General features: G+C 60.8%; 19 protein-coding genes and 5 pseudogenes. 10 read left to right on the forward strand and 14 right to left on the reverse strand.

All coding sequences use genetic code 11. The features are described from left to right. Positions 1 to 124: 124 nt before the first annotated feature. The 3 genes from G3A56_RS25985 to G3A56_RS25995 form a co-directional block, all read right to left on the reverse strand. Positions 125 to 1,267: an RHE_PE00001 family protein gene (locus tag G3A56_RS25985; protein ID WP_165909441.1), complete on the reverse strand. Its 1,143-nt coding sequence runs from the start codon at positions 1,265 to 1,267 to the stop codon at positions 125 to 127. A 208-nt stretch (positions 1,268 to 1,475) separates the two neighbouring features. After that, on the reverse strand, positions 1,476 to 1,907 hold the full coding sequence (locus tag G3A56_RS25990) for a type II toxin-antitoxin system PemK/MazF family toxin (RefSeq protein ID WP_164056908.1): 432 nt from the start codon (positions 1,905 to 1,907) through the stop codon (positions 1,476 to 1,478). Next, entirely contained in the window at positions 1,894 to 2,172 is a 279-nt protein-coding gene (locus G3A56_RS25995) for a type II toxin-antitoxin system Phd/YefM family antitoxin (protein WP_125271659.1), read from the reverse strand. The genes G3A56_RS25990 and G3A56_RS25995 overlap by 14 nt, the downstream gene beginning before the upstream one ends. Positions 2,173 to 2,249: 77 nt before the next feature. On the opposite strand from G3A56_RS25995, the gene G3A56_RS26000 reads away from it, so the two are divergent. Further along, on the forward strand, positions 2,250 to 3,410 hold the full coding sequence (locus G3A56_RS26000) for a site-specific integrase (protein ID WP_162750716.1): 1,161 nt from the start codon (positions 2,250 to 2,252) through the stop codon (positions 3,408 to 3,410). 118 nt (positions 3,411 to 3,528) lie between these two features. Here the strand turns inward: G3A56_RS26000 and repC are convergent. The 5 genes and pseudogenes from repC to G3A56_RS26025 form a co-directional block, all read right to left on the reverse strand. Then, a pseudogene (repC, locus tag G3A56_RS26005) lies at positions 3,529 to 3,675 on the reverse strand (replication initiation protein RepC); the annotation flags it as partial. A 33-nt stretch (positions 3,676 to 3,708) separates the two neighbouring features. Further along, positions 3,709 to 4,302 carry a recombinase family protein gene (locus G3A56_RS26010; protein ID WP_164056909.1) on the reverse strand — a complete coding sequence of 198 codons (594 nt, stop codon included), beginning with the start codon at positions 4,300 to 4,302 and terminating at the stop codon, positions 3,709 to 3,711. A 126-nt stretch (positions 4,303 to 4,428) separates the two neighbouring features. Further along, a pseudogene (locus G3A56_RS26015) lies at positions 4,429 to 7,397 on the reverse strand (Tn3 family transposase). A 16-nt stretch (positions 7,398 to 7,413) separates the two neighbouring features. Next, positions 7,414 to 8,019, reverse strand: coding sequence for a recombinase family protein (locus tag G3A56_RS26020; RefSeq protein WP_003501158.1), 606 nt, complete (start codon positions 8,017 to 8,019; stop codon positions 7,414 to 7,416). A 186-nt stretch (positions 8,020 to 8,205) separates the two neighbouring features. Continuing rightward, positions 8,206 to 9,159, reverse strand: a pseudogene (locus G3A56_RS26025) (ParB N-terminal domain-containing protein); the annotation flags it as partial. 297 nt (positions 9,160 to 9,456) lie between these two features. Between G3A56_RS26025 and G3A56_RS26030 the strand changes: the two are divergent. Both G3A56_RS26030 and G3A56_RS26035 read left to right on the forward strand, forming a co-directional pair. Further along, the gene (locus G3A56_RS26030) at positions 9,457 to 9,768 is read left to right on the forward strand and encodes a type II toxin-antitoxin system MqsR family toxin (protein WP_164056910.1); all 312 of its coding nucleotides are present in this window, start codon (positions 9,457 to 9,459) and stop codon (positions 9,766 to 9,768) included. A 1-nt stretch (position 9,769) separates the two neighbouring features. Beyond that, entirely contained in the window at positions 9,770 to 10,201 is a 432-nt protein-coding gene (locus tag G3A56_RS26035) for a type II toxin-antitoxin system MqsA family antitoxin (RefSeq protein ID WP_164056911.1), read from the forward strand. Here G3A56_RS26035 and G3A56_RS26040 read toward each other — a convergent pair. The 4 genes and pseudogenes from G3A56_RS26040 to G3A56_RS26055 all read right to left on the reverse strand — a co-directional run bounded on the left by G3A56_RS26040 (position 10,198) and on the right by G3A56_RS26055 (position 17,528). Continuing rightward, positions 10,198 to 15,295 (reverse strand): annotated as a pseudogene (locus G3A56_RS26040) (DEAD/DEAH box helicase family protein). The gene G3A56_RS26035 and the pseudogene G3A56_RS26040 overlap by 4 nt on opposite strands. Positions 15,296 to 15,397: 102 nt before the next feature. Beyond that, the gene (locus G3A56_RS26045; RefSeq protein ID WP_164056912.1) at positions 15,398 to 15,799 is read right to left on the reverse strand and encodes a DUF3085 domain-containing protein; all 402 of its coding nucleotides are present in this window, start codon (positions 15,797 to 15,799) and stop codon (positions 15,398 to 15,400) included. A 13-nt stretch (positions 15,800 to 15,812) separates the two neighbouring features. Then, entirely contained in the window at positions 15,813 to 16,421 is a 609-nt protein-coding gene (locus tag G3A56_RS26050) for a DUF1419 domain-containing protein (RefSeq protein ID WP_164056913.1), read from the reverse strand. A gap of 141 nt (positions 16,422 to 16,562) precedes the next feature. Next, positions 16,563 to 17,528 carry a DUF3991 and toprim domain-containing protein gene (locus tag G3A56_RS26055; RefSeq protein ID WP_164056914.1) on the reverse strand — a complete coding sequence of 322 codons (966 nt, stop codon included), beginning with the start codon at positions 17,526 to 17,528 and terminating at the stop codon, positions 16,563 to 16,565. A 404-nt stretch (positions 17,529 to 17,932) separates the two neighbouring features. Here G3A56_RS26055 and G3A56_RS26060 point away from each other — a divergent pair, with 404 nt between their 5' ends. Genes G3A56_RS26060 through arsH form a run of 6 tightly spaced genes read left to right on the forward strand, consistent with a single transcriptional unit; the run spans position 17,933 to position 21,455 of the window. Then, positions 17,933 to 18,286, forward strand: coding sequence for an ArsR/SmtB family transcription factor (locus tag G3A56_RS26060; protein WP_052821190.1), 354 nt, complete (start codon positions 17,933 to 17,935; stop codon positions 18,284 to 18,286). Continuing rightward, on the forward strand, positions 18,280 to 18,723 hold the full coding sequence (arsN2, locus tag G3A56_RS26065) for an arsenic resistance N-acetyltransferase ArsN2 (RefSeq protein WP_052821191.1): 444 nt from the start codon (positions 18,280 to 18,282) through the stop codon (positions 18,721 to 18,723). The genes G3A56_RS26060 and arsN2 overlap by 7 nt, the downstream gene beginning before the upstream one ends. 15 nt (positions 18,724 to 18,738) lie before the next feature. Beyond that, complete coding sequence (locus G3A56_RS26070; RefSeq protein ID WP_052821192.1) at positions 18,739 to 19,266, forward strand: arsenate reductase ArsC; 528 nt, start codon at positions 18,739 to 18,741, stop codon at positions 19,264 to 19,266. Next, a complete protein-coding gene (gene arsB, locus G3A56_RS26075; RefSeq protein ID WP_052821193.1) occupies positions 19,266 to 20,324 on the forward strand; it encodes an ACR3 family arsenite efflux transporter in 1,059 nt (352 codons plus the stop codon). Before G3A56_RS26070 ends, arsB begins: the two co-directional genes overlap by 1 nt. A 2-nt stretch (positions 20,325 to 20,326) precedes the next feature. Continuing rightward, the gene (arsC, locus tag G3A56_RS26080) at positions 20,327 to 20,752 is read left to right on the forward strand and encodes an arsenate reductase (glutaredoxin) (protein WP_052821194.1); all 426 of its coding nucleotides are present in this window, start codon (positions 20,327 to 20,329) and stop codon (positions 20,750 to 20,752) included. Then, positions 20,679 to 21,455, forward strand: a complete 777-nt coding sequence (gene arsH, locus G3A56_RS26085) for an arsenical resistance protein ArsH (protein ID WP_082179066.1) — start codon at positions 20,679 to 20,681, stop codon at positions 21,453 to 21,455. The genes arsC and arsH overlap by 74 nt, the downstream gene beginning before the upstream one ends. Here arsH and arsK read toward each other — a convergent pair. Both arsK and G3A56_RS26095 read right to left on the reverse strand, forming a co-directional pair. Continuing rightward, positions 21,452 to 22,671: pseudogene (gene arsK, locus G3A56_RS26090) on the reverse strand (arsenite efflux MFS transporter ArsK). The gene arsH and the pseudogene arsK sit on opposite strands and share 4 nt — an antisense overlap. After that, positions 22,655 to 23,014, reverse strand: coding sequence for an ArsR/SmtB family transcription factor (locus G3A56_RS26095; protein ID WP_052821196.1), 360 nt, complete (start codon positions 23,012 to 23,014; stop codon positions 22,655 to 22,657). The pseudogene arsK and the gene G3A56_RS26095 overlap by 17 nt, the downstream one beginning before the upstream one ends. A 42-nt stretch (positions 23,015 to 23,056) precedes the next feature. Between G3A56_RS26095 and G3A56_RS26100 the strand changes: the two genes are divergently transcribed. Continuing rightward, on the forward strand, positions 23,057 to 23,572 hold the full coding sequence (locus G3A56_RS26100) for a DUF6428 family protein (protein ID WP_052821197.1): 516 nt from the start codon (positions 23,057 to 23,059) through the stop codon (positions 23,570 to 23,572). Positions 23,573 to 23,601: the final 29 nt, after the last annotated feature.

Consider the following 23,601-nt stretch of genomic DNA (forward strand, 5'->3'; position numbering starts at 1 on the left):
TTGCAACGCAATTCCCCCAAGGTTAACAACCAATCCCTTACTATACCGTTCCGCGGAACTAAGTGACGGTCTAGCGGCCCCGCCCCGAAGTTAGCATAACCTTTTTATGTCTGCCGGTCAGAACTCATAAAATCCCCCACGCCCGAAACCTTCCCCTGCCCGTCATCTCGCGAAGACCGAGCTCCTGCACGATGCGCCTCGCTCCTTGAGGCGTGACCTCAAGCGTCTTCGCCACCATCCCGGCCGAGATCAACGGCCGCGCCATGACCAACTCGACCAGCTCCGGCAGCCTGGACGACGTTCGCCGTCCCTCCAGCTTGCGCATCATCATCTGCCGCGCCAGCACCAACCGGTCATGCTCCTTGAGCCCCGTCTCGGCGGAGATTGTCAGCGCCCTTGCTATCGCCAGCAACCGCGTCTCACGGTCACGATGCCGGCGCCGCTCGACCGGAATGGCCTTGAGCCCGAGATTGATCGCTGCGTGATGACCGCCAGTGGTAACGCCGCCCTCGCGCAGGACCGAGGCGGCGAGCAAACGCCCGAGCCAAGGCGCATGCTGGAGGACAGCGATCTGGTTCCAGGCATCCAGCGCCACGATTGCCTGCAGGACCGGCGGCAAGTCCTGGGCACGCGCGAGCACGGCCCGCCACTCCTCCAGCCGCTCGTCCTCATCCCAGTCGAGGTCATAAACGAACGGATCCTTTTCCGGAGCGTTTTTGGCGCTCCCCGGCTTCTTCGCCTCTTCGATCGCGACCCCGGATCGGGCGAGTACTGCATCGATCGCTGCAAACGCATCACCCAGACCATCAATCTCGGGATCTTCCGCATCCCCTATCTCGGCCGGAGCGTCGCTCACCTCAACACTGCCATCCCGCACCCCCTCCCTGTCTCCACCCAATGATGCTCCGGCCCACGACCGGCCGCGGAGGGAGGCGAGGCCTTGATCAGAGAGGGCCCAGGCGGGGGGATGGGCGGCGATGCGACGGCGAGTTTTCAGGATGTCGCGGGCAATGGTGAGTTCATGGGTGGGAGCACGGATATCCCGGAGCGCGTCATGCAGGACGAGGTCTTCGAGATGAACGAGTTCACCGTCGACCCAGAGCGAGGCATGCGCGTCGAGGAAATGCGACCGCTCGAGAAAGCCCTCGCCGACGGGGGAGCGGGCAATGCGCTCGTCGAGACGGGCAAGAGCAACAGCGGCCTCGGAGATCGGCCGCAGCAGGCTGTGGATGGGCAATTTGGCGAGATCGTAAGACATTGAATTTATGGTAAATGATTTGTTAAGCGAAAGCTATATCCGCAATAGCGTTCTGTACTCCTCACAGCTATGCCGATGGTCTATGACCTCCGATAAGTAACCCTTATCGGTGGTGATTGATTTCGCACTGTTGAAGGCGTAAAGTCGTGCCAAATCACGGCGAAGATCACAGCGGGATGCGTAGATCTTGATGACGAACAACAGGATGAAGAGCAGCTCAATCGCTGCGCATGGTCGCCTTGTGCCGCTGGCTTCTCGCGAGCTCAACGAACCGGCGCTTCACCTCTTCAAAGAGTGCCGGAGGTAGCGGCCCGTGATACCCGCTCTCGCTATCGACAGGCCGAACGTCGGGCCCCGGCCAGACGAAACGATTGCTTTCAGTCAACACGATCCACGACCGTTCGTCGTCGAGACCCAGGCGGCGCTTGGTGGCCGGCGGGATTTCGATGGCTTCGTCGGGATCGGACGGTGGGGAATGCGTGATCGGCAGGACACGTACTGCAGGCGTCCCGTCCTCAAGCGTCGCAACAATGGCCAGCACCAGAGCGGGGCGGTCCTTGTCACCCTCTTCCCGTCCGTCCAGATGCTGCCAATGCCAGAGATAGGAATAGCGAAAGACCCAGCCGACCTTCGGTTCAGTCGGCAGCATTCTTGTCCATCAGCAGTTCGGCATTGAGATGATCCAGGCCCGGCTCCATCGTCGAAGCCTCGATCGCCGCAAGCTCGTCGTCAGTGATCGCAGCCGTCAGATCGACCCGCCGATCGCGCTTGGCGAGGCGCAGATAATCTTCATAGGCCATGAGCACTGTACGCGGCCGGCCGTTCTTGGTGATGATGACCGGCTCTCGCACGGCCGCATCCTGGTAGGCGCCGAAATTCTTCGAAACCGCAGCTGCTGTCACAATCGACGTCATGGCAGATCTCCTTTGTTCCGGAATATACGGGCTTTCCGGAACTTTTGCAAATGTGCTCCTGAAAGTGACGGAATACGATGACGCGAAAGCCACTAACATCCAAATCGACCGACGATGTGGTTACGCGACGTGTGGAAGAACTCGATACCATCGCTGCCGTACTCCCAATGGAACGCCGTGACGAATTGGCTGAGCTCCTGACGGACCAGGATGTCGAGACGCTCCGTCATCTCGTCAACGAAGGCATGGGCGCAAATACACTGCGCGCGCTCACCTCCGATCTCGCCTACCTGCAGGCCTGGTCGCTGGCGGCATCAGGACGATCACTCGCCTGGCCCGCGCCGGAAGCGCTGCTGCTGAAGTTTGTCGCTCATCACCTCTGGGATCCGGAAAAGCGTCTGACGGATCCGGATCATGGCATGCCGGCCGAGGTCGAGGACAAGCTTCGCCTCCAAGGGTTTCTCCGTTCTTCAGGCCCCCATGCACCCGACACCGTGCGCCGACGTCTGGCAACCTGGTCGACGCTGACCAAATGGCGCGGACTGCAAGGTGCCTTCACCTCCCCTGCCCTCAAGTCGGCCATCCGGCTGGCGGTGCGTGCAACGCCACGCCCGAAGCGGCGCAAGAGCGTCAAGGCCGTGACAGGCGATGTCCTGTCGAAGCTGATTGGCACCTGCCGGGCCGGCAGCCTGCGCGATGTCAGGGACAAGGCGATCCTGATGGTTGCCTTTGCCTCCGGTGGGAGGCGCCGCAGCGAAGTGGCGGGGCTGCGTAAGGAGCAGTTGGTCATGGAAGCACCTATCCCGGTTGAAGGATCAGCTCCCCTGCCCTCGCTGTCCATTCAACTCAGCCGCACCAAGACCAGCGGCGCCGACAACGAAGAGGTTGTCTACCTCACCGGCCGGCCCGTCGATGCGCTGAATGGCTGGCTCGAGGCCGGCAGGATCGAAAGCGGCAGTGTGTTCCGGGCGATCGATCGCTGGGGCAATGTCTCAAAGCGCGCGCTGGATCCGAAAGCCATCAACGATATCGTCAAGCAGCGCGCCTTCATGGCAGGGCTGGACCCGGCGGAGTTTTCCGCCCATGGCCTGCGCTCCGGCTACCTGACCGAGGCAGCCAATCGCGGCATTCCGCTTCCAGAAGCCATGGAGCAATCCCGGCATCGATCGGTTCAGCAAGCATCCGAATACTACAATAGCGCAACGAGACGGAGTGGCAGAGCAGCCAGGCTGCTCTAGTTCGGTGATGCTCTCTCATGGGAGGGCGCGCCAGCTATAAACCGTGGAACGAGTGCTGTATGAAATGCGGCGCCACTGCCGTACGATCATGCCTCTACCTGGTACCTCGTATAACCCATCACCCCGTTTTCCGATCGCCGTTCGCATTGGCACGCATCAGTGACATTAGCATCGGTCCCAGCCCGAACTCCCCTGCCCGCGCTCGGCGCGTGAGATCGCGGAGATATCCACCTGCCGAATTGATGTGCCCTGCCCTCTCCAAGATGGGGTCGGAACAAGGTCTGTTCAAAATCCTGCGCTAAGGTCGAACGGAGCGTGAACCCTCGTCGCGAACCCGCATAATGGTCTGCCGGCTGGTCGCGAATTTTCTGGCGATCGCCGAAACGCTCATGCCCATCGCGAGATCGTTGCGGACACCCTGCTTCTGTTCATCGTTGAGCGTGAAGGGCCGGCCGAGGGTCTTGCCTTCCGACTTGGCGCGCTTGAGACCGGATTGTGTCCGCTCGATCAGCAAATCCCGCTCGAACTGCGCAACGGCATTGAGCACGTTCATGGTCATAGTGCCGGACGAGCTGGTGAGGTCGGCTCCGCCGAGCGCGAGGCAATAGACGCGCACACCCATTTCGGCCAGCGTCCTGACGGTGGTGCTGACGTCGATCGCATCACGGCCGAGGCGGTCGAGCTTTGTCACGATCAGAATGTCGCCGGACTCCAGCTTGTCCATGAGCCGGGAAAAGCCGCGGCGCTGCGCGATGGCGGTGCTGCCGGAAACCGTCTCGGTGACAATCCGGCGCGGTTCGACCTGGAAGCCGGCGACTCCGATTTCCTGAAGCTGGTTTTCGGTGGTCTGTCCTGTCGTGGAGACGCGGACATAGGCAAAGGTGCGCGGCATGAGGGCAATTTTGTCCGAATAGGCTGTCCAAAATATCGCCTCTGTTCATAAGCCTGTCAAGATAATTTGTGGACAGCGTGTTCCGCCCCTGTAGGGGCTCCGTGGGCATTTCTACATTAATACACGCTAAGGGAATTTGAAGTTGTTTGGATTGAAGCGGTTAGCCCGGATTGGCCTGAAGCGTTCGAGGGGTCGGTCAATTTCGTTCCAGAGGTAGTCGCCGGTGAGCGCGATATGCGCCCATGGTAGTGGTGCGACCTGGGAGAGCAGCTCGTCCGGAATGATAATACCCTGACTGCTGATATAATCGACAGCACGGCTGAGATAGACAGTGTTCCACAGGATGATGGCGTTGACGACGAGGTTAAGACCGGACGCGCGGTAAGCCATGGTTTCGGCGACGCGGTTGCGCAATTCGCCGAGCTGGTGGAGGAAGATGGCGCGTGCGAGAGCATGACGGCTTTCACCCTTGTTGAGGATCGCATGCGATCTGCGGCGCAGTTTCGTATCGAGCAGCCAGTCGCAGATGAAGATCGAGCGTTCTATCCGGCCCATTTCGCGCAGGGCCTGGTTCAGCCGGTTTTGTCGCGGCGACGCTGCCAGCTTCTTGAGGATGACGGAAGGCGGCACCAAACCTGCAGCGATCGAAGCCTTCAGCCGCAAGACCTCATCCCAGTGGTGCTCGACGACATCCATGTTGACGGTTCCAGCGATCAGCGCGTCGAGCGGTTCGTAAGCCGGATCGCGATCAATGACAAAGAGCCTGCGATTGCCGAGATTGCGGATACGGGGAATGAGCCTGTAGCCAAAGGCGTGGAACATGGAGAACGTCGTTTCGGTGGCGCCAGCGGTATCGGTTGCGTGCTCATAGATTTCGACGGAGCTTTCGTTGTGAAGGAGGCCGTCGAGAACGTAGGGGCTTCGCCCTCGGATGCCTGGATCATGCGGGAGAAGAAGGAAGCAAAACGGTTGGACAGGAAGCCATAGATCGACGCCCCCGGTCGCTTGCCGTATTTTGCATTGTAGTCGAGGCTGGCTTCGCCACGCCCGCCAGCCGGAAAGAACTGTCCGTCCGAGGAGGAGATATGGCCGTCACCCCAGATCGCGGCAAAGGGATGGGCCTGCTGCGCATCGACCAGCACGGCGGTCGCCGTGGCGTAGGTTTCCGATCGCATATGCCTGTCCACCATCAGCATCATCTGGTGGATCGTGACGCCGCGTGAGCTTTCCGCCATACGTTCGGCTCCGGCATTGGTGGCGTCGGCAAGGATCGCTGCCATCAGCGCTGCCTCGTCGTTTGCCGTCTCACCGGTACGATAATGCGTGAAGCTGTCGAGGAATTTGGTCCAGCTTTGCACCTCGGCAAGCAGGCTGGTGATCCTGATCCGTGGCACCAGAACATATAGTCGGCGGCTGAGCGCGACGATGCTGTCGCGCTCCTCCTCGCGGATCGGCGAGAGCGACAGGCCCTTGTCGGAAATCGCTGCATCCGGAATAGCATTGGCAGCCGCCGCCTTTGCCAGCTCTTTCAGCTTCGCATCGAGCGTGGCGGTCCGTTCTGCTCGCCATTCGGCAAAGCTGTCGGGGAGTGCGAGCCCGAGCCGCCCCTCGGCGCGCATCAGCTCGAAGATCGGCCGAGGCAGAAGATAATCCTCGAAACTGCGCCATGCCCGGCTGCCTTCGACCCAGATGTCACCGGCCCTCAGACGCTCTCGCAGGTGAACGAGGACCGCCACTTCCCAGGCGCGCAGGTCGATATCGGCACTGTTCGGGCGCACGCAGCGTCGCCATTTGCGGGTCAGAAAGGCGAGCGGCACCTGCGCCGGCAATTTCCGGCCGCCATAGAGCGCGCGCAGATGGTCCACTGCTACAAGGATCGGATCATCAGCACGAAACGACCGGAACGAGAACGTGCGGAACATCAGTCTGCCCAGCTTGCGCAACGATTTGTGCCGCTTGATGAGCTCGTCGAATTCGTTACTGCGATCAGGGTGGACGACAGATCTGGCTGCCGCCATGCTGGCGACCAATCCGTCCCAGCCGAGGGAGGCTGCGATCGCCGATGCAAGATCGGTTTTGCTCGCACGAGCGGCCAGAAGCGCCTCGCCGAGCTTGAGATGCTCAAGCGCCACCCCATCAAGAACCTCGGCCTCTTTTAGCCGGCGTTCCGTGCGGCTGATCTCGGCCTTGCGGCGGTTGCTCCCAATCATTTTGCAGAACATGTCGATCGTCAGGTCGGTGATCGACGCCTGTCTCTCGATGACGAAGGCGGCCAGCGTGGCGTAGCGACGTTCGGATGTCAGGCGTCGTATCTCCCGGGCATGCAGAATGCGTGCATCCCTGGCGATGATGCCGTAGCGATTGGCATGGATCGTCTTGCGACGGTCGTCGGGAATGGCGGCTGAGCGCAATACCTCGAGGCGGGCGATCAAGCCTTTGAGGTTCTTCAGCTTCGCCCCTTCAGGTGCTTCCGCAATCCAGCCAAGGTGGCTCCGATCGCCGGCCCGCTCAGCGAGGAGCTGATCAAGCGCCTCGATCGAAGGCTGCTCCAGATCCCGGATCAATTCGCGATAGGCTTGTCGACGCGCCGCCGCCCGGCCGGCCAGTGCCAGACGGATCAGCAGCTCCGGCATAGGAACGAGCAACTTTCGTTCCTTCAAGGCTTCGATCACGGCCTTGGCGATCGGCGCACCTTGTTCAGTGGCCGCCGCCTCGCGTGCCGCCGCCGTTATCAACTCGCGATAGTCACTCGTCCGGACAGGCTGAAGCTCCAGTGCAGAGACGATCTCGCGCGCGTGTTCCCGGCGCGTTTCGTCGCGCTGGGCGTAGAACTCGAACACTGCAGGGTCGATGCCCAGCTGGTCGGCGACAACAGAGACAACCGCCTGAGGTGGAACTTCGCCTATTCGCAGCAGACGGCCCAGATCACGCACCAGTGCGAGTTGGATCGCAAAGCCAAGCCGATTATGCGACCGGCGATGTTCCTTGACGAAGACAATATCCTCGGAAGTCAGTGCATAGCGCGCTTGCGCATCTTCATAAGCTTCGGGTGGTTCGAATAAAACGGCACGCGATTGCTCATCGAGAAACGCCATCAGCCACGGTCACTCGTCAAACTACGGTTTCGGGCGTGCCGGTCTTGCCGGGGCCTGTCCATCCAGTCCGCTTCAACGTGTCGATCAAGGTCGAGCGCGCCACCTTGAACGTCCGGCACACGGACGCCTTGCTGGCGCCAGCTTCCAAAGCAGCTAGAACCTGCTCGACCTTTTCCGCATCGATCGTTGGAGGTCTCCCGCCCTTACGGCCACGTCGGCGAGCCGCCGCCAGGCCGGCATTGACCCGCTCGGTGATCAGCACTCTCTCGTATTCTGCAAGCGAGCCGAACAGGTTGAACAGAAACGCGCCGTGCGAATTCGTGGTGTCGATCGCCTCCGTGAGAGATCGGAAGGCGACACCACGTTCCTTCAAATCCTCGACGATACGGATCAAGTGGGAGAGTGACCGGCCTAACCGATCTATCTTCCAGACGACCAGGACATCGCCTTCGCGCAATTCGCCGAGGCATGCCTTCAGACCCGGCCGGTCATCACGCGCTCCGGAAGCGCGATCCTGATGGAGATGGCGCTCATCGACCCCGGCCGCGAGCAGGGCATCGCGCTGCAAGGCAACCGACTGGCGCTCGTCACTACTCGATACCCGCATGTAACCGATCAACATGTGCGACAAACCTCAAATCAGGTGTTGCCGCACAGCCTAACATTCCGACAGGGTTTGTCGCGCAAAAAATGGCCCTATTGCGTGGCCAGTTTGCCCCGCGATCACGGTGAGCGGAAATCATGTGTTTCCCGTCACCTGCAAAATGCCCTTAGCGTGTATTAATGTAGAAATGACCACAGAGCCCCTAGACGAATTGCCCTTCGCCCTCTTCTTCTCCTCGGGCATCCGATAAGCGACCGACTGCACCTTGCCGTCCCGGTCGAGATACATGGCGACATGATCGGACTTCGACGGCTTGCCGTAGACGCGCTCCGCCTTCTTCGGCAGTTCCGGCTGGCCCCAGTTGTTGACGTCGACGATCGTGCCCTTCTTCGGCAAGTTCGATGTCATCCATTCCTGCTGGGCGCCAAGGAATGCTTCGACATTGGTCGTATAGCGGCTGTCCTGATCGGCAGGCGCGAACAGGTCCTCGACCCATTCGATCCCATAGGCTTGTGCGAGATCGTCCCCGAAGCTCGCATCCCTGGCGAACATGCGGGTCTTGGAGAGCGCACGCGCAATATTGTACCAGTCGGCCCGCTCGGACTTCTTGGGCTTATTGGCCTTCCAGACCTCTTTCTGCTCGTCGAGCGAGGCTGCGGCAATGGTCCGGAGCTGCTGCTCGTTCGGCATGTCGCCCAGCCCCATCTGATCTAGCATGGCGGGCAACACATTGGCGAGAAGCCTGAGCTTCCTGATCTGGCGGACCGGCAATGCGAGCGCGACGCCGATCGCTTCCTCGGTCCAGCCGAGTGCAACGAGGCGCTCGATGCCGCGCCATTGATCGACAGGATTAAGCGGCTCACGGGCGATGTTCTCCACCATCGAACGCATGGCGCCATTGTCGTTGGCCGCTTCAACGACAAGAACCGTGATTTCCTCGAGCCCGGCCACGATCGCCTGCTTCACGCGGCGGTGTCCGGCCTGGATGATATAGCCATTGCCGCCATCGACTTCCGGCGAGACGACCGGAGGCTGGATGATGCCGACAGCCTTTACCGTCGCCAGCAGCAGCGCATCGGATTGCGGAGACGATTTCGAGCGGCGGGTGTCGTCGGGATTGTCCTTCAGAGCACGGGGATCAAGCTTGAGGATCTGCATTGGATTTTTTCCTTCCGTGATATCGGAACCGGCACCTCACCGGTCCTTCATGCCTTCAGTTCTTTCCGAAGACATCTCCCGGACCGCAGGGCGGGCACACCGGCGCAACTGCGCCCGAGCGGCCCTGGCTGTCAGGGCGAGCGGGGCAAAGCCTTGCGAGAACGACGGCAGGGTTGCGCAGGGGGCGGTTGAGCGAAGCGTCGCCGCGTAGGCCGGTCTGCGAGAGGGGTTTTCCTTTTCCTCCCTTCCCTCTTTTGCTCATCTTGAATTGCCACCATTAAGGTGGCATATTGAGGAATGGAAAAAATGCGGCCGACATACGATCTCGAAGCAATCAAGGCTGCATTCGGATCCGTGCAGGCTTTGGCGATCACGACAACGGCCCTTCGTGACGCAGCGTCTCTCGGCTATGATCGCTCTGCCATCGTTTCAACGATCGGAGGGATCGACCGGCGCATGTTTTACAAGTCGATGACGACCAATGCCGATCATCGCGTCTGGCAGGACGTCTACCATGTTCCCGTGCCGGACGAAGACATGGTGCTCTATGTAAAGTTCCAGGCGGACGTGATCACCGAATTCCGGGTCATGTCGTTCAAGGAGAAATAGGATGGCATCTGCGGAAAAGATACTGCCCGACACAATGGTCTCTCCGGAGACCAGCGAGGTCCTGCGCCGTGACGTTCGCCCGTTCGTTGTGACCTATAAGGGCAAGAGCAGGACGGTCGATCTTCCCGGTTATTATCCGGAAAACGGCGACGACGGCGTGCATGTCGGCGACGACATGGAGGTGACGGATGCGGCGCTGCGCGCGCTTAAGGAAGAGGTCGAGGGTATTCCCTCACCTACCACGATCCGGCGCGTGCGACAGAAACTGAACCTGTCGCAGCGGGAGGCAGGAGGCATTCTCAAGGTCGGTGAGAACGCCTTCGACAAGTACGAACGCGGACTGGTCGAGCCGAGCGGGCCGACCAGTCAGTTGCTGCGTCTCCTTGACCGTCACCCGGAGCTCGTCGAGGAGTTGCGTCAACAGACCGGCTAAGCGGCCGTCCTTACGGTGTCCGCGCCGTCGAGCAGGGAGTTCGCGAGCGCTTCCTCGACTTCTCGGAGCTTCCGGCGCTTGTCGACCAGCTCATCGGCGAACGCGAACTCCCCGCCCTGCCGTGATTGATAGGAGGTCAGCCGGCGTCGATATTCTTCCAGCCGCTGGCGATAACGTTCCCGCTCGTCGTCGAACCCGTCGAGGGAATGTTCGAGGCGCGAAATCGCTCCGAGCGGCGTGACAGTTACCGGCAACTCGATCTCGTAGTCGGCGCCCGTGCGCTGGAGCAGCGTCTGGTAGTGGTAATTGTCCCCACGGCCGAACTCTCTGCGGAACAAACGAGATCGAACCCACCTATCCTCGCGATGTGGATCTCCCCCTGTTGCTGTAGCTGAACCAGAGTGAGGATTTCCTTCATCAGCGCTCGCCCAGCTTCCTTGCGCTCCGTATATGGCTTGCCCGCCACGGTCATGACGAAGCTTTCGCCTGACGTCGGAAGCAGCCGTTCGATATCCTGGCCGATCTCATCGATCCGCCGGGTCGATATCTCGATCTCACGCTCGGCATCACGCATCTGCCGACGAACGGCATACTGATCGTCTTCGTGGGCAGCGCGCAGCCGCTCGAGCCGCGCGATGTCAGCTTCCAGTCCGGCCTTCTGCATCAGCCGCTCATCGCCGGAAGCGATCGCCTTGGCCATGGCGAACTGGTTAGCCGCCCCTTCGCTGACATCCTCCAGGCGCCGGATCGAGGGGTCGCCGGAGAGGGCGGCAGCGATGAATCGCGCCTTGCGCTCATTGTTCTGCCACATGGAGGCGTCCAGCGAGCCTTCCGTGGCATAGGCGTAGATATCGACCTCCTCATGCTGGTTGCCCTGGCGGACGATACGTCCCTCGCGCTGTTCGATCTGCGAAGGCAACCACGGCACATCGAGATGGTGCAGCGCCTTGAGCCGAAGCTGGGCATTAACGCCAGTGCCCATTGTCTCCGACGAGCCGATCAGGAAGCGAACCTTGCCGGCTCGGACATCGCCGAACAGCCGCTGCTTGGCCTCGGTTTTTTTGTGATCCTGCATGAAGGCGATCTGGGATGCAGGCACGCCAAGCCGGATGAGCTCGTCACGAATGAAGCGATAGGCCGAGAAGCCGCGCGATTTTTCGACATTGATCGTGCCGAGATCGGAAAAGATCATCTGCGCGGCGCCCGGCAGCTCAAAGTCCTTACCGTCCGGGCGACGGTAGATGGCTTCTCCAGTCTCCTTCCAGATCCGGTATGCATTGCGGACGAGCAGATTGAGCTTATTGTTTTCCTCGTTCTCCGCGGCCGGCATGACGAAACGAAGATCGATGGCCGCATGGCGCCCATCGGTGATGACCGAGAGCAGGATGTCGTCGCCCGGCTTGGCCGGTCCCTCCCTCTGTTCGATCGCCTTGATGCGCGCGTCGAGCATCTGCTGATAGGTCTTGAACAGCGCCGTCGGCTTGGCGGTCAGGATCTGCCGACGCCCTGTCGAGATATCAGGCACCTTCACATATTGCCGGAGATCCTCTGGCATCACCACATCCGCGAACGAGCGGAACATGGCGATCAGCTCGGGGACGTTGACGAAGGAAGCGAAGCGGCTGACGGGCTTGTATTTACCCGATGGCTGGATTTCGAGTTCGGTCGTCGTATCGCCAAAGCAGGATGCCCAGGCATCGAACTCGTGCAGTCCTCGCTCGGCAAGTGCTTCATGGCCGAGCAGGCGCTGGATGGAAAACATCTCGCCAAGTGTGTTGGTGATCGGCGTTCCAGACGCCAGCACCAACGCCCGGCCGGGGTTCTTGGTCTCGATGTAACGGGACTTCACATAGAGATCCCAGGCGCGCTGCGAGCCGTTCGGATCGATGCCCTTCAGCGTCGACATGTTGGTGGCGAAGGATAGCTTCGCGGAATTCCTGCGCCTCGTCAACGACGATCTGATCTATACCGATCTCGGAGATGGTGAGAAGATCGTCCTTGCGAGTGGCGAGGCCTTCGAGCCGCTCCTGCAGTCCCTCCTTCAACCGCTCGAGCCGCTTGCGCGAGACGCGGTCTTCGCTATCGACCTTGGTCAGCAGATCCTCGTACAGCTGCAATTCGTCCTGGATCATCTGTTGTTCGAAGGCCGAGGGCACGGCGATGAACCGGAACGCCGAATGGGTGATGATGATCGCATCCCAGGTGGCGGTCGCCGCCCGCGACAGGAAGCGGGCCCGCTTGTCCTTGGTGAAGTTCGTCTCATCGGCGACCAGAATGCGCGCGTTCGGATAAAGCGCCAGGAACTCGCGTGCGGCCTGGGCCAGGCAATGGCCCGGCACGACCAGCATCGCCTTGGCGATCAGGCCGAGACGGCGTTGCTCCATGATCGCAGCCGCCATCGTCATCGTTTTCCCGGCGCCGACGGCATGGGCGAGATAGGTCGAGCCATCGGCGATGATCCGCCAGATGCCGCGTTTCTGGTGCCCATAAAGAACAAAGGCGCCTGAGGCGCCGGGTAGCTTCAGATGTGAGCCGTCGAATTTACGCGGCGCGATATTGTTGAAACGGTCGTTGTAATCGCGGGCCAGCCGGTCGGTGCGATCTGGATCGGTCCAGACCCAGTCCTGGAACGCCTGCTTGATCCTTTGCAGCTTGTCGCGGGCGGCCTCGGTATCGACGACATTGAGAACCCGGCGCTCGCCGTCGGCATCCTTGAACACGTCGAAGATCTGCGGCACGCGGCTGTTGAGAGCATCGGCGAGCAATTCCCCGGCATGGCGGCGGCTGGTGCCCCACTCCGACGTGCCGGCGGCCGAATAACCAAGCTGACGGGCCTCCACCGTCCAGGATCCGAGTTCCGGCATATGGTGGATTCGGATATCGGCTTCCATCGTCTCCTTGATGAAGGCGACGACATCGGCCGCCGGGATCCAGGGTGCACCGAGACGGGCGGTGATGTCCGACGGTCGCAGATCGGCCGGCTGCACATCCTGAAGCGCCCGCACGTTGCGCTCATAGGCCGGGTCGAGCTCGGCCGCTGCTTGCGCTGCGGCGAGCTTGGTGCGGACGGCCCCGGAGAGATAGGCATCGGCCGTCTGCCAGGATCCATCGGCAGGATCGCGAAATACTTCATCACCCAGCTCATCGACCACAGTCGCGGGATCACTATGGAGCAGCTCCGCGATGTGATCAATATCGACGCAGCCACGCTCGTTCAGCACGACGGCGAGCGCGTCTGCAGGCGAAGCGATAGTCGGCGCCGCGGGCGGAGCAATCACACGTTCGGAAAAAATCGGACCTGGCTTGGCCGTGTCGGTCTCCAGATCATAGTCCTCGATCGATGCGACGAGCCAGCAATCGGGATCGTCGCGGAAGGGTGCGAGATTCGGCTGGCGATGAGTCTCCTTGACCTCGCCCGTCTCCACATCCTCCTGGATCGAGACGGTCGTATGGTTGATCGGCCCGAAGTCGCGCACGAAGCTTGACCAGGCAATGCGTAGGCGGACCTGAAGATCGCGCCATGGCCGGTCGGTTTCCTGGGCCTTCAGCACCTCGCGCACGGCGTCACGGATCGGGATCAGCTTGGTGATGATCCGGATATGCTTCTCAGAAATCCCATCGCCCGAGCGACCCTTGCGCATGGTGACAGGTACGGCCGCCCCATCGAGCATCTGCATCAGGCCCTTCGATCGGTCGAGGAAGAAGCTGCCCTCTCGGATACCGCTGTCTCTCGGCTGGAGATCAATGATCTCCCCAAGTTCGTCCTCCAGATCGATATCGACCTGCGTCGGCTCGCCGTCATAGAGATCGGCCGGCAGGAGATCGATCGTTGCGGCAAGGGCGGCCTCAAGATCCTCTTCATCCCGAGGTCGGCACGTGTAGGTTTTCGCCGAACGGTCCTGACGTCAGCGCGTGGCCACCGAGAACGAAGCCGGGATGGCGGGTGAACCACCTGTTGACGCGGATCGCGCCCTCGTCATCCGTCGCCGGGCGAACCTCCTCAACGTCAAGCCAGGTCTGGTCGCCTCCGGGTTCACCGGCTTTCCGCTTGCGGAAGAACAGGATGTCCACAACGACATCGGTGCCGGCGCCTCCGCGGAAGCTGCCTTCAGGCAGGCGAATGGCCGCGACCAGGTCGGCGGACTTGGCGATATGCGCCCGCGCGGTCTGATCGGCCTTGTCCATCGTGCCATGCGAGGTGACGAAAGCTGCCAGCGCCCCGGGCTTCAAGAGGTCGATCGACCGGGCGATGAAATAGTCGTGCAGACGAAGGCCGAGCGAACGATAGGCGCGATCAGAGCGGACAATACGATCCGAGAATGGGGGATTGCCAATCGCGAGATCGTAGATCGGCGTCAGATCGGTGCGAACGAAGTCGCCGCTGATGATGCGTGCCTTAGGCTGAAGCAAGCTCACGATGCGGGCGCTGACCGGATCGAGTTCGATCCCGGTCACATAAGTGGTGTCGCGATATGTCTTCGGCATCAATGCCGGGAACAGGCCCGTGCCGATGCCCGGTTCAAGGACGCGGCCGCCACGCCAGCCAAGTCTGTGGATGCCGGACCAGATCGCCCGGATGATGAACTCAGGGGTGAAGTGGGCATACTGGGTGCAGCGGGCAAGCGACGCATAATCGGCCTCAGAGACGGCGGTCTCGAGCGAGGAGCCGATCTCATCCCAGCCCTGCCGGAAATCGTTTTCACCCGGCCGTCGGAATACGCCGTTGGCCAGCTCGCCGGCGCCGAAGCCGGTGAAACGGATCAGCTCCGCCTGCTCGTTTGGCGTCGCCGGCCGGTCCTGCCTGGAGATATCATTGGCAACGAGGATCGCCGCAACGTTGGCGCGGGCACGATCCTTCCAGGAGGAAGGCAGGCCGCGGTCACCCTCAAGATAGAAGTTTGCCCGAAGGCCGGTGCGCCGGATGGGGGTGGAAGCGACCGGCATGGCAGGTGGCGGCGCCGGCGGCGTGGGTTCCGGATCGTCGTCATTAGCGGCCGCAGGAGAAAACTCGCCGAAAGCGGTGACGCCTAAACCGAGCCCGGATGAGAGTGCGGTATTGCCGAATATGTCGAGCGTGAAGGGATCGTTGCTCATGATAAAATCTCCTTGTAGAGCCGCGCGTCATCGTTCCGCCGATGGAGTTCGGCGGCGAACGGACGCTGATTGATGTTGAAGATCCCGCTGCGAGCCGGGACGTTACGACCACTCGATGATGAAGAGTTCCATCGAGTCATCATCGAAGGTGATGCCGAGATACCTGGCATTCGGAGTGGCGGCGATCATCGCCTCCAGCTGGTCGGCGTCGATGAATTCGACACCGTCATCGCCGCCGAAGGTCTTGCGCTTGACCTCGAACCAGTCGTCGTTCGTGCGGGGATCGCATTCCAGCGCATAAGCGACAAACGGCTTCTCTCCGTCCGGCAATTTGCCGTTCGAGCACAAATACACGCCGTGATCGCCGACCAACCAGACGCCCGCTTGTTCGTCGCGACCGGGATGAAGGCCATAATGGGGATTGCGAAAGCCGCCATTGGCTTGTGCATCGGCGCGACCGCGAGCGATCACCGCCCGCACCGATTCAATCGGAAACGAAAGCATGGAAAGCGCCTCCTCACGCTGCGACTGCCGCACGGGCAAGATGGCGCAGTTGGACGGGCAGTTTGGTGGCGATCTCTTCGTCGGTCAGGTCGTCGAGAAGCTTCAACCTGGCAGACCCAGTCGCGGTGTAGAGAGCGATGACGCGCTGCCCCGGGAGATATTGCGGCGCGGTTTCATCGGAATAGCCGCGATAGGCGTCCGCCGTGGCGCTCCAGATGTGCTCGAGGCGCTCGTCCCGCGTCATCGCGCGCACAGGGCGCGTCTCCCGCTCGATGATCGCCAGCCGCATGGCTTCCACCGACCCACCGTCGGAGAGATCGCAATAGGCATGGAAGAAACGAATGACCCCGTCGATCCGCAGCGCGAAGAATACCGATGTGACGGATCCGGTCAAAAATTCTCGCATCGCGAACATCGAACCCCGGATCCATAGCGGAGGTAGGATCTCGAACATATAGTCGTGTTCACATTCGGTAATTTCGAACCACTCGCCTGCATAGAGCGTGCTCGCGTCACCGTCGAAACGGTGAGGACGCTGTGTATGCCGATCGAACATTCGAAACATCTGATGGCGGTCAGCAATGCCCTGGTAGACTTTACGGATTGCGGAAGGGGTGCTCATTGGCGGCTCCTTTGGCCCTGTCCGAACCGAAGCGCGGTGCTGCCCTGCCGGCTCACCATCCTCTTCAGTCCTTCATGACCCCTCCCCTCACGCCGCCTCTCCGTCGGACGGGTCAAGGGCCGCTATCGAGCGGGCGAAGCTTCACCCTTGACGCGGCTGGCGGGCATGCGGCAGGCCTCCTCTTCCCGCCCTCGCTTTCTTTTCCTTCTTTTCCTCTTCCCGCGCTTTCAGCGCGTCATTCCAGTCCTCGGCCGGCGGCTTCAGCCGCAGCCAATCGCAGCCCACCTCATCGGCAATGGCACGAAGGCGGCCGGCAAAGGTCTCGCCCTGGCTATTGGCGTCGGTGGCCGCGACCAGAACAGCGCCGGGACGCGCGGCCAACTGGCGCATTGCCGATTCTGTCGCCGGTGCCCACCCACCGCCGGTGCTGAGATAGAGGCTGCCCTGACGAAGCCCTTCGAGTGCCGCAAGGCTCATGGCGTCGATCGCCGCTTCAGTGACGCAAAGACGCTTGGCGTCGGAAGAGCCAAAGCGAAAGAGAATTTTAGAACCGCCTGCCGAAAAGCCGCGCCAATCGGGACCGCGCTCCTCCCAGCCAGTAACAACCCCATCGTCATTGACATGCGCGGCCCACATGCTGCTATAAGGGCCTTCCCGAAGGACACCACTTTGGATGGCCTCCCGGATGATCGTTGTCGGCAAGCACCGCTCGGTGCGCAGATAGCGCCACGTCATGGATCCCTGCCACGGCCTACGTCGTATTGCCCAGCGTTCGGGGACGGAGGTGCTGTGAGCGGGCTTTCCGGCTGGACGAGACCAGACAGGATCCCTGGCGACGACGCCGACAAGATCCGTCACCCGATTCAGCGCCTCGACGAAGGAGACGCCATCCAGATGCTCCGCGAGACCGAAGACATCGCCTTTCGCGTCGGACAGTGGATCGAACCATCCCCTACCCTCATGGATGACGATGACGATTTCCGCGCCGTGCCGGTATTTCATTGCCTTGCGGGTGCTTTCCTTGACGTCGATGGCAAAACCGGCCCGTTCCAGCACCGCTGCGCACCGGACACGGTCGCGAAGTTCTTCCAGTTTTTCTTTCTCCATTATTTTCGCTTTTGGCACCGCCTTTCTCTCCAGATTCGTGCCCCCCGCAATTTGCGGGACCGTTTCCGGCGGCCGCGAAGAGCAAAGGGGGCAAGGGCGCGGCTGGCAATCTGCAGATTTGCATTCCGCTCCGGATGAACTGCCAGCAGCGGCGCAGCTTCCCTTGCCGCCTGCCGCGCGCAAGCGGCATCAAGGAGAGGAAAATGCCGGCTCAATGAGCCGGCCAAGGATGGAATTCATGCTTATGCGTAGCTCCGCATAAGCATGAATATGAGTCGTGGTGACTTATGGTCACCTTAGACGCGATCGTCCTGCTTTGCAGGGTATCTCCCCTTCTCACCTGCGCATAATCCACCTCCGACCAAAGGCGTTGACTTTATCAATGCATCCGTTATTCTGGATATATGGAAAGCAACAACGCAATAGCGGCCCTTTCGGCCTTGGCCCAGAACACCCGCCTCGAGACGTTTCGTCTACTCGTGCGGCACGAACCAGACGGCATCCCAGCAGGCGAACTCGCGCGGCTGCTCGATGTCCCGCAGAACACGATGTCGGCACATCTCGCGACACTTTTCCGTGCTGGTTTGGTCAAGAGCGAGCGCCAAAGCCGATCAATCATCTATCGGGCCGACCTCGACGGTCTGCGCGACCTGACACTTTTTCTGCTGAAGGATTGCTGCGGCGGATCGACACAGCTCTGCGCACCCCTCATCGCGGAGCTGACGCTCTGCTGCGCTCCGGATGCGAAGCCATGTTGAGCGCGATCACATTACGCGAAGTGCCCGGTAGCAACGCCCGTCTCCGCGAAGCGCTGCAGGCCGCAGATCTTCCGACCGATGATATCGAAGATGGAGGCCGCACCTTCTTTGAAGCTGTTTCGGGTGGCGATGAGATTGTCGGCTATGCCGGCCTCGAACGGTGCAGAGGCGATTACCTGCTGCGGTCCGTTGTTGTACTTCCGGCGCATCGCGGTCTTGGGTTTGGCCGAGCGATCGTAGAGGCAACGTTGCGAGGTCTCGATGGAAGCGGCGGCATCTATCTCGCGACGACGAGTGCCGCGCCATTTTTTTCGTCCATCGGTTTCTCTGAGGTGCCGCGGGCCATTGTACCTGCGGCTGTGCTCATGACCCGCCAACTTTCTTTCATCTGCCCATCGACTGCGACCATCATGAAGCTCAACAGGTCCCCGACCTAACAACGGAACAAGACCATGACCGACAAGATCTACAACGTGCTCTTCCTGTGCACGGGCAATTCCGCACGTTCTATTCTCGGCGAATCCATCCTGAATCATGAGGGGAAAGGTCGCTTTCGAGCCTACTCCGCGGGGAGCCATCCGAAGGGCGAGGTGAACCCCCATGCGATCAAGGAGTTGGAAGCGCTCGGCTATCCGTCTACCGGTTTCTCCTCGAAGAACTGGGATGTGTTCGCGGAGCCGGGCGCGCCGCAGATGGATTTCATCTTCACGGTCTGCGACAGCGCGGCTGGCGAAGCGTGTCCAGTCTGGTTGGGGTATCCGATGACAGCGCACTGGGGTGTCGAGGATCCGGCCGCCGTCGTGGGAACGGATATCGAAGTCCAGAGAGCTTTCGCACAGGCCGCCCGTTTTCTGAAGAACCGCATTGGCGCCTTCCTAAGCCTTCCGCTGTCTTCGATCGACAAGCTTGCGCTTGAACAGAAGCTAAAGCAGATCGGCCAGATGGAAGGGTCGACCAGCAGCCAGGAAAAGAGCGCCTGATGTCCGTATTTGAACGCTATCTCACTGTCTGGGTTTTCCTCTGCATTCTCGTCGGCATCGCGCTTGGCCATCTGATGCCGAGCGTTTTCCAGACGATCGGCGCAGCCGAGATCGCCAAGGTGAACATTCCCGTCGCCGTGCTGATCTGGCTGATGGTCATCCCCATGCTTCTCAAGATCGACTTCGGCTCACTGTCGAAGGTCGGTAGCTATTGGCGCGGCATCGGCGTGACGCTGTTCATCAACTGGGCCGTCAAGCCGTTCTCGATGGCGCTGTTGGGCTGGCTGTTCGTGGGCTGGCTGTTCCGGCCATACCTGCCAGCGGACCAAATCGACTCCTACATTGCGGGCCTGATCATTCTCGCGGCGGCGCCCTGCACGGCTATGGTGTTCGTCTGGAGCAACCTGACGAAGGGCGAACCTCATTTCACCCTGTCCCAGGTCGCACTCAACGACGCTATCATGATTGTCGCCTTCGCACCGATCGTGGGTCTGCTTCTGGGTCTGTCTGCGATCACAGTGCCGTGGGACACCCTCATGATCTCAGTGGCCCTCTACATCCTGATTCCGGTCGCGATCTCCCAGGGTCTAAGGCGTGCCCTGCTGGCCGGCGGGAGCACCGCCGGGTTGGACCGGCTGTTGTCCAAGCTTCAGCCGCTGTCGCTTGTCGCATTACTGGCGACGCTGGTGTTGCTGTTTGGCTTCCAGGGCGAGCAGATCATTGCGCAGCCTACGATCATCGCACTTCTGGCAGTGCCGATCCTGATCCAGGTCTATTTCAATTCCGGCCTCGCTTACATCCTCAATCGGATTTCAGGTGAGCAGCATTGTGTGGCTGGTCCCTCGGCACTTATCGGGGCCTCTAACTTCTTCGAACTAGCAGTCGCCGCCGCCATCAGCCTCTTCGGGTTTCAGTCGGGCGCGGCACTTGCCACAGTGGTCGGTGTGCTGATCGAGGTACCGGTGATGCTTTCCGTCGTCTGGATCGTGAACCGCTCGAAGGGCTGGTACGAGGCATCGCCCGCCGTTTCCCGCAACACCATCACCGAAAGGACCTGACTATGGACGCCACCATCTATCACAATCCGGCCTGCGGGACGTCTCGCAACACGTTGGCACTGATCCGCGCAGCCGGGATCGAGCCTACTGTCATCGAATACCTTCAGAACCCGCCGTCGCGCGAGCAGCTCTTGAAGATGATTAGGGACGCCGGTCTGACTGTTCGTGACGCGATCCGCGAGAAGGGCACTCCTTATGCCGAACTCGGTCTCGACAATCCGGACCTGACCGAAGACCAGTTGCTGGACGCGATGCTCGCGACCCCGATCCTGATCAATCGACCATTTGTCGTCACGGCGCTCGGCACCAAGCTTGCCCGCCCGTCAGAGGTAGTACTCGACATCCTGCCGACCGATGCCTTCAAAGGTTCGTTCACCAAAGAAGACGGCGAACAGGTTCTGGATCAGGAAGGAAAGCGTATTGTCTGATACCTTCCCCGCACTGCACGACCAGCTTCTTCAGCCCATCGAGCCGGAATCGCTCCGGCCGATGTTCTCGACACATAAGCCCAGGATCTTGATTCTCTACGGTTCCCTGCGGGAGATTTCCTATAGCCGTCTGCTTGCCTTCGAAGTTCGTCGGCTTCTCGAACGGCTGGGATGCGAGGTTCGCGTGTTCGATCCCGCCGGGTTGCCGCTTCCGGACGAATCTCCGGTGAGCCACCCCAAGGTGCAGGAGCTCCGCGAACTGACCCAGTGGTCTGAAGGCCACATCTGGATCAGCCCGGAACGCCACGGTGCCATGACCGGGATAATGAAGTCCCAAATCGACTGGATCCCGCTCTCGGTCGGTTCCGTCCGGCCGACGCAAGGCAAGACGCTGGCGGTGATGGAAGTATCCGGTGGCAGTCAGTCCTTCAACGCCGTCAATCAATTACGCATTCTTGGCCGCTGGATGCGAATGATCACCATCCCCAACCAGTCGTCCGTCGCCAAGGCGTTTCAGGAATTCGATGCCGAAGGACGAATGAAGCCGTCGTCCTATTACGACCGCGTCGTGGACGTCTGCGAAGAGCTGGTGAAGTTCACTATCCTCACCCGCGATGTTTCGTCCTATCTCACCGATCGCTACAGCGAGCGGAAGGAAGACGCAGCCGAGCTGGAGAAGCGGGTTTCGCTGAAGTCGATCTAGTAATTCTGGACAGTTGCGGTGGCTGGTCGCCGACAGGATACTGCCACCGCAACGAATGCCGCTATGCTGACCGCGCCGAGACACGCGTTTCCAATGAGCGACAAGCTCAGGCCCAGGTTCTCCATGGCCGCCGCGAACGCGAAAGGTGCTCCGGCTCCGAGCGCCAGTCGAGCCGCCGCCATCTTGCCTGTGATCGCTCCATATCCGTCCGATCCGAATAGATAGAGCGGCAAACTCCCCTGCGCGATGCTGTTGATTCCGGAGCCAAGCCCCAGGCAGATGGCGAAGGCGACCGCACCCGGCAGCCAGTTCCCCGTCACCAGCAGGATCAGGACGCCGAAGACGATCAGCACGGCGGCAAGTACGGCAAGTCCCGGCGGCGACAGGTTCTTCCCGAAGACCATGTTGATCAGGCGGCTCAGAACCTGCGCAGGACCGAACAGTGAGCCGATAACGACGGCGGCTGCCCCCAACCCGATCGAGCCGAGCATCGGCACCATATGGGCAAGGATGGCTGCGAGCGTAAAGCCGAGGAGCGCGAAGGCAAACGAGACGATGACCATGGCGCGGCGCCTTGCATGAGGTGCGATCGCGCCGATCACCGTTTCGCGTGTCCGGATGGTCGTTTCGCCAGCATTCTGTCCGAGACTCCGGATCCAGAAGTGCAGCGGCATGCAAAGGAAGAGGTTCAGCGCCGCAAAGACGAGATAGATTTCCCGCCACGAGAGATATCCCGTAAGTGCTGACGAGATCGGCCAGAAGATTGTCGAGGCTAATCCACCAATCAGCGTAAGATAGGTAATGCTGCGGGAAGCGCTGCGGGGATCGCTTTCAACCAGAGCTGCGAATGCAGCCTGATACTGCACCATTCCCGATGACACCTCGAGCAGGATGATGGCGATGGCGAAGATTGCGACTGAGGGCGACCAGGCGCAAAGGGCAAGTGTCAATGCCGCGAGCGCTGACCCTGCCGTCATGATCGTCGCGGCACCGATCCGGTCCATCTGCTTGCCGATATAGGTGGCCGAGAGACCGCCGATAAACAGGGACACGGAGAACACACCGAATACCTCTGCCAGCGATAAGCCGAGATCCTCCGCCATGCCGGGGCGAGGATGCTGAAGCTGTAGTAGAGCGTGCCGTAACCGATGATCTGCGTCAGGCCGAGAGCCGAGACAATGCCTGCAGGGATTGTGGAACTACGCAACGACGTCATCCTTGCCGGCTGGGCTACAGCAGTCGCCGCCACGCTCGACACTCTCTCTGATCACCTGATGACCAGCGCAACAGTCCTCCATCAGGAATTTGACGAGATCGGCAAGCGCGTCGTAACTCGCGTTGTAGATGATTGAGCGGGACTCCCTTCGCTGGGAGATCAATCCTGACCGCTCCAGTTCCTTCAAATGGAAGGAGACGTTCGTCGCGGAGACGCCCATGCGTTCGGCGATCACACCTGCGGCCAATCCCTCCGGGCCCGCAATGACCAGAGCACGGACGATCGCAAGGCGGGTCTCCTGGGACAGCGCCGCGAATGACGAAAGAGCTTGACGTTCATCCATATTTCAACAATCCTTGAACTATTGGATAGAGGGATAACGCACATGAACGCGATCGACAAGACAATTTCGACAGACATCAGTCTCGCCCATCTCCTCGATGTCCTCGCCGTGGCTCCAGATGCGCCGCTGGTTTTCAGCTATGACGGCAATCCCGTCCGTGCGGGCTACCACGTCACCGAAGTCAAGGCCGGGATGTTTTCGGCGCTCGATTGCGGCGCCAACCCGGAAGCCTGGGCAGAGATCTTCGTGCAGCTCTGGGATATCGACGAAGATGAACGGACGCATATGCCGGCCGGCAAGTTTGCGGCGATCATCCGCAAAGTCTCTGACCATGTGCAGCTTGAGCCGACTGCAAAACTCACGTTCGAGATCAGCGACGGAGAGCGGCCGATGGCCCTCTACTGCGCGTCAGCACCGCGGCTCGTCGCCGGCACCTTCGAGGTGTCTCTTGTCGCTCGACCAGCAAGCTGCAAGCCACGGGATCGCTGGCTGGCGGAGGAGCAGGCCAAATCGTCCTGCTGCGGGCCAGCTAGCACGACGTCGAAGTGCTGCGCCTAGCCGCCCGGCTAGGATGCGCTCCCGGGCGT

Origin of the sequence: Rhizobium oryzihabitans (assembly GCF_010669145.1) — a bacterium.
Taxonomy (GTDB): domain Bacteria; phylum Pseudomonadota; class Alphaproteobacteria; order Rhizobiales; family Rhizobiaceae; genus Agrobacterium; species Agrobacterium oryzihabitans.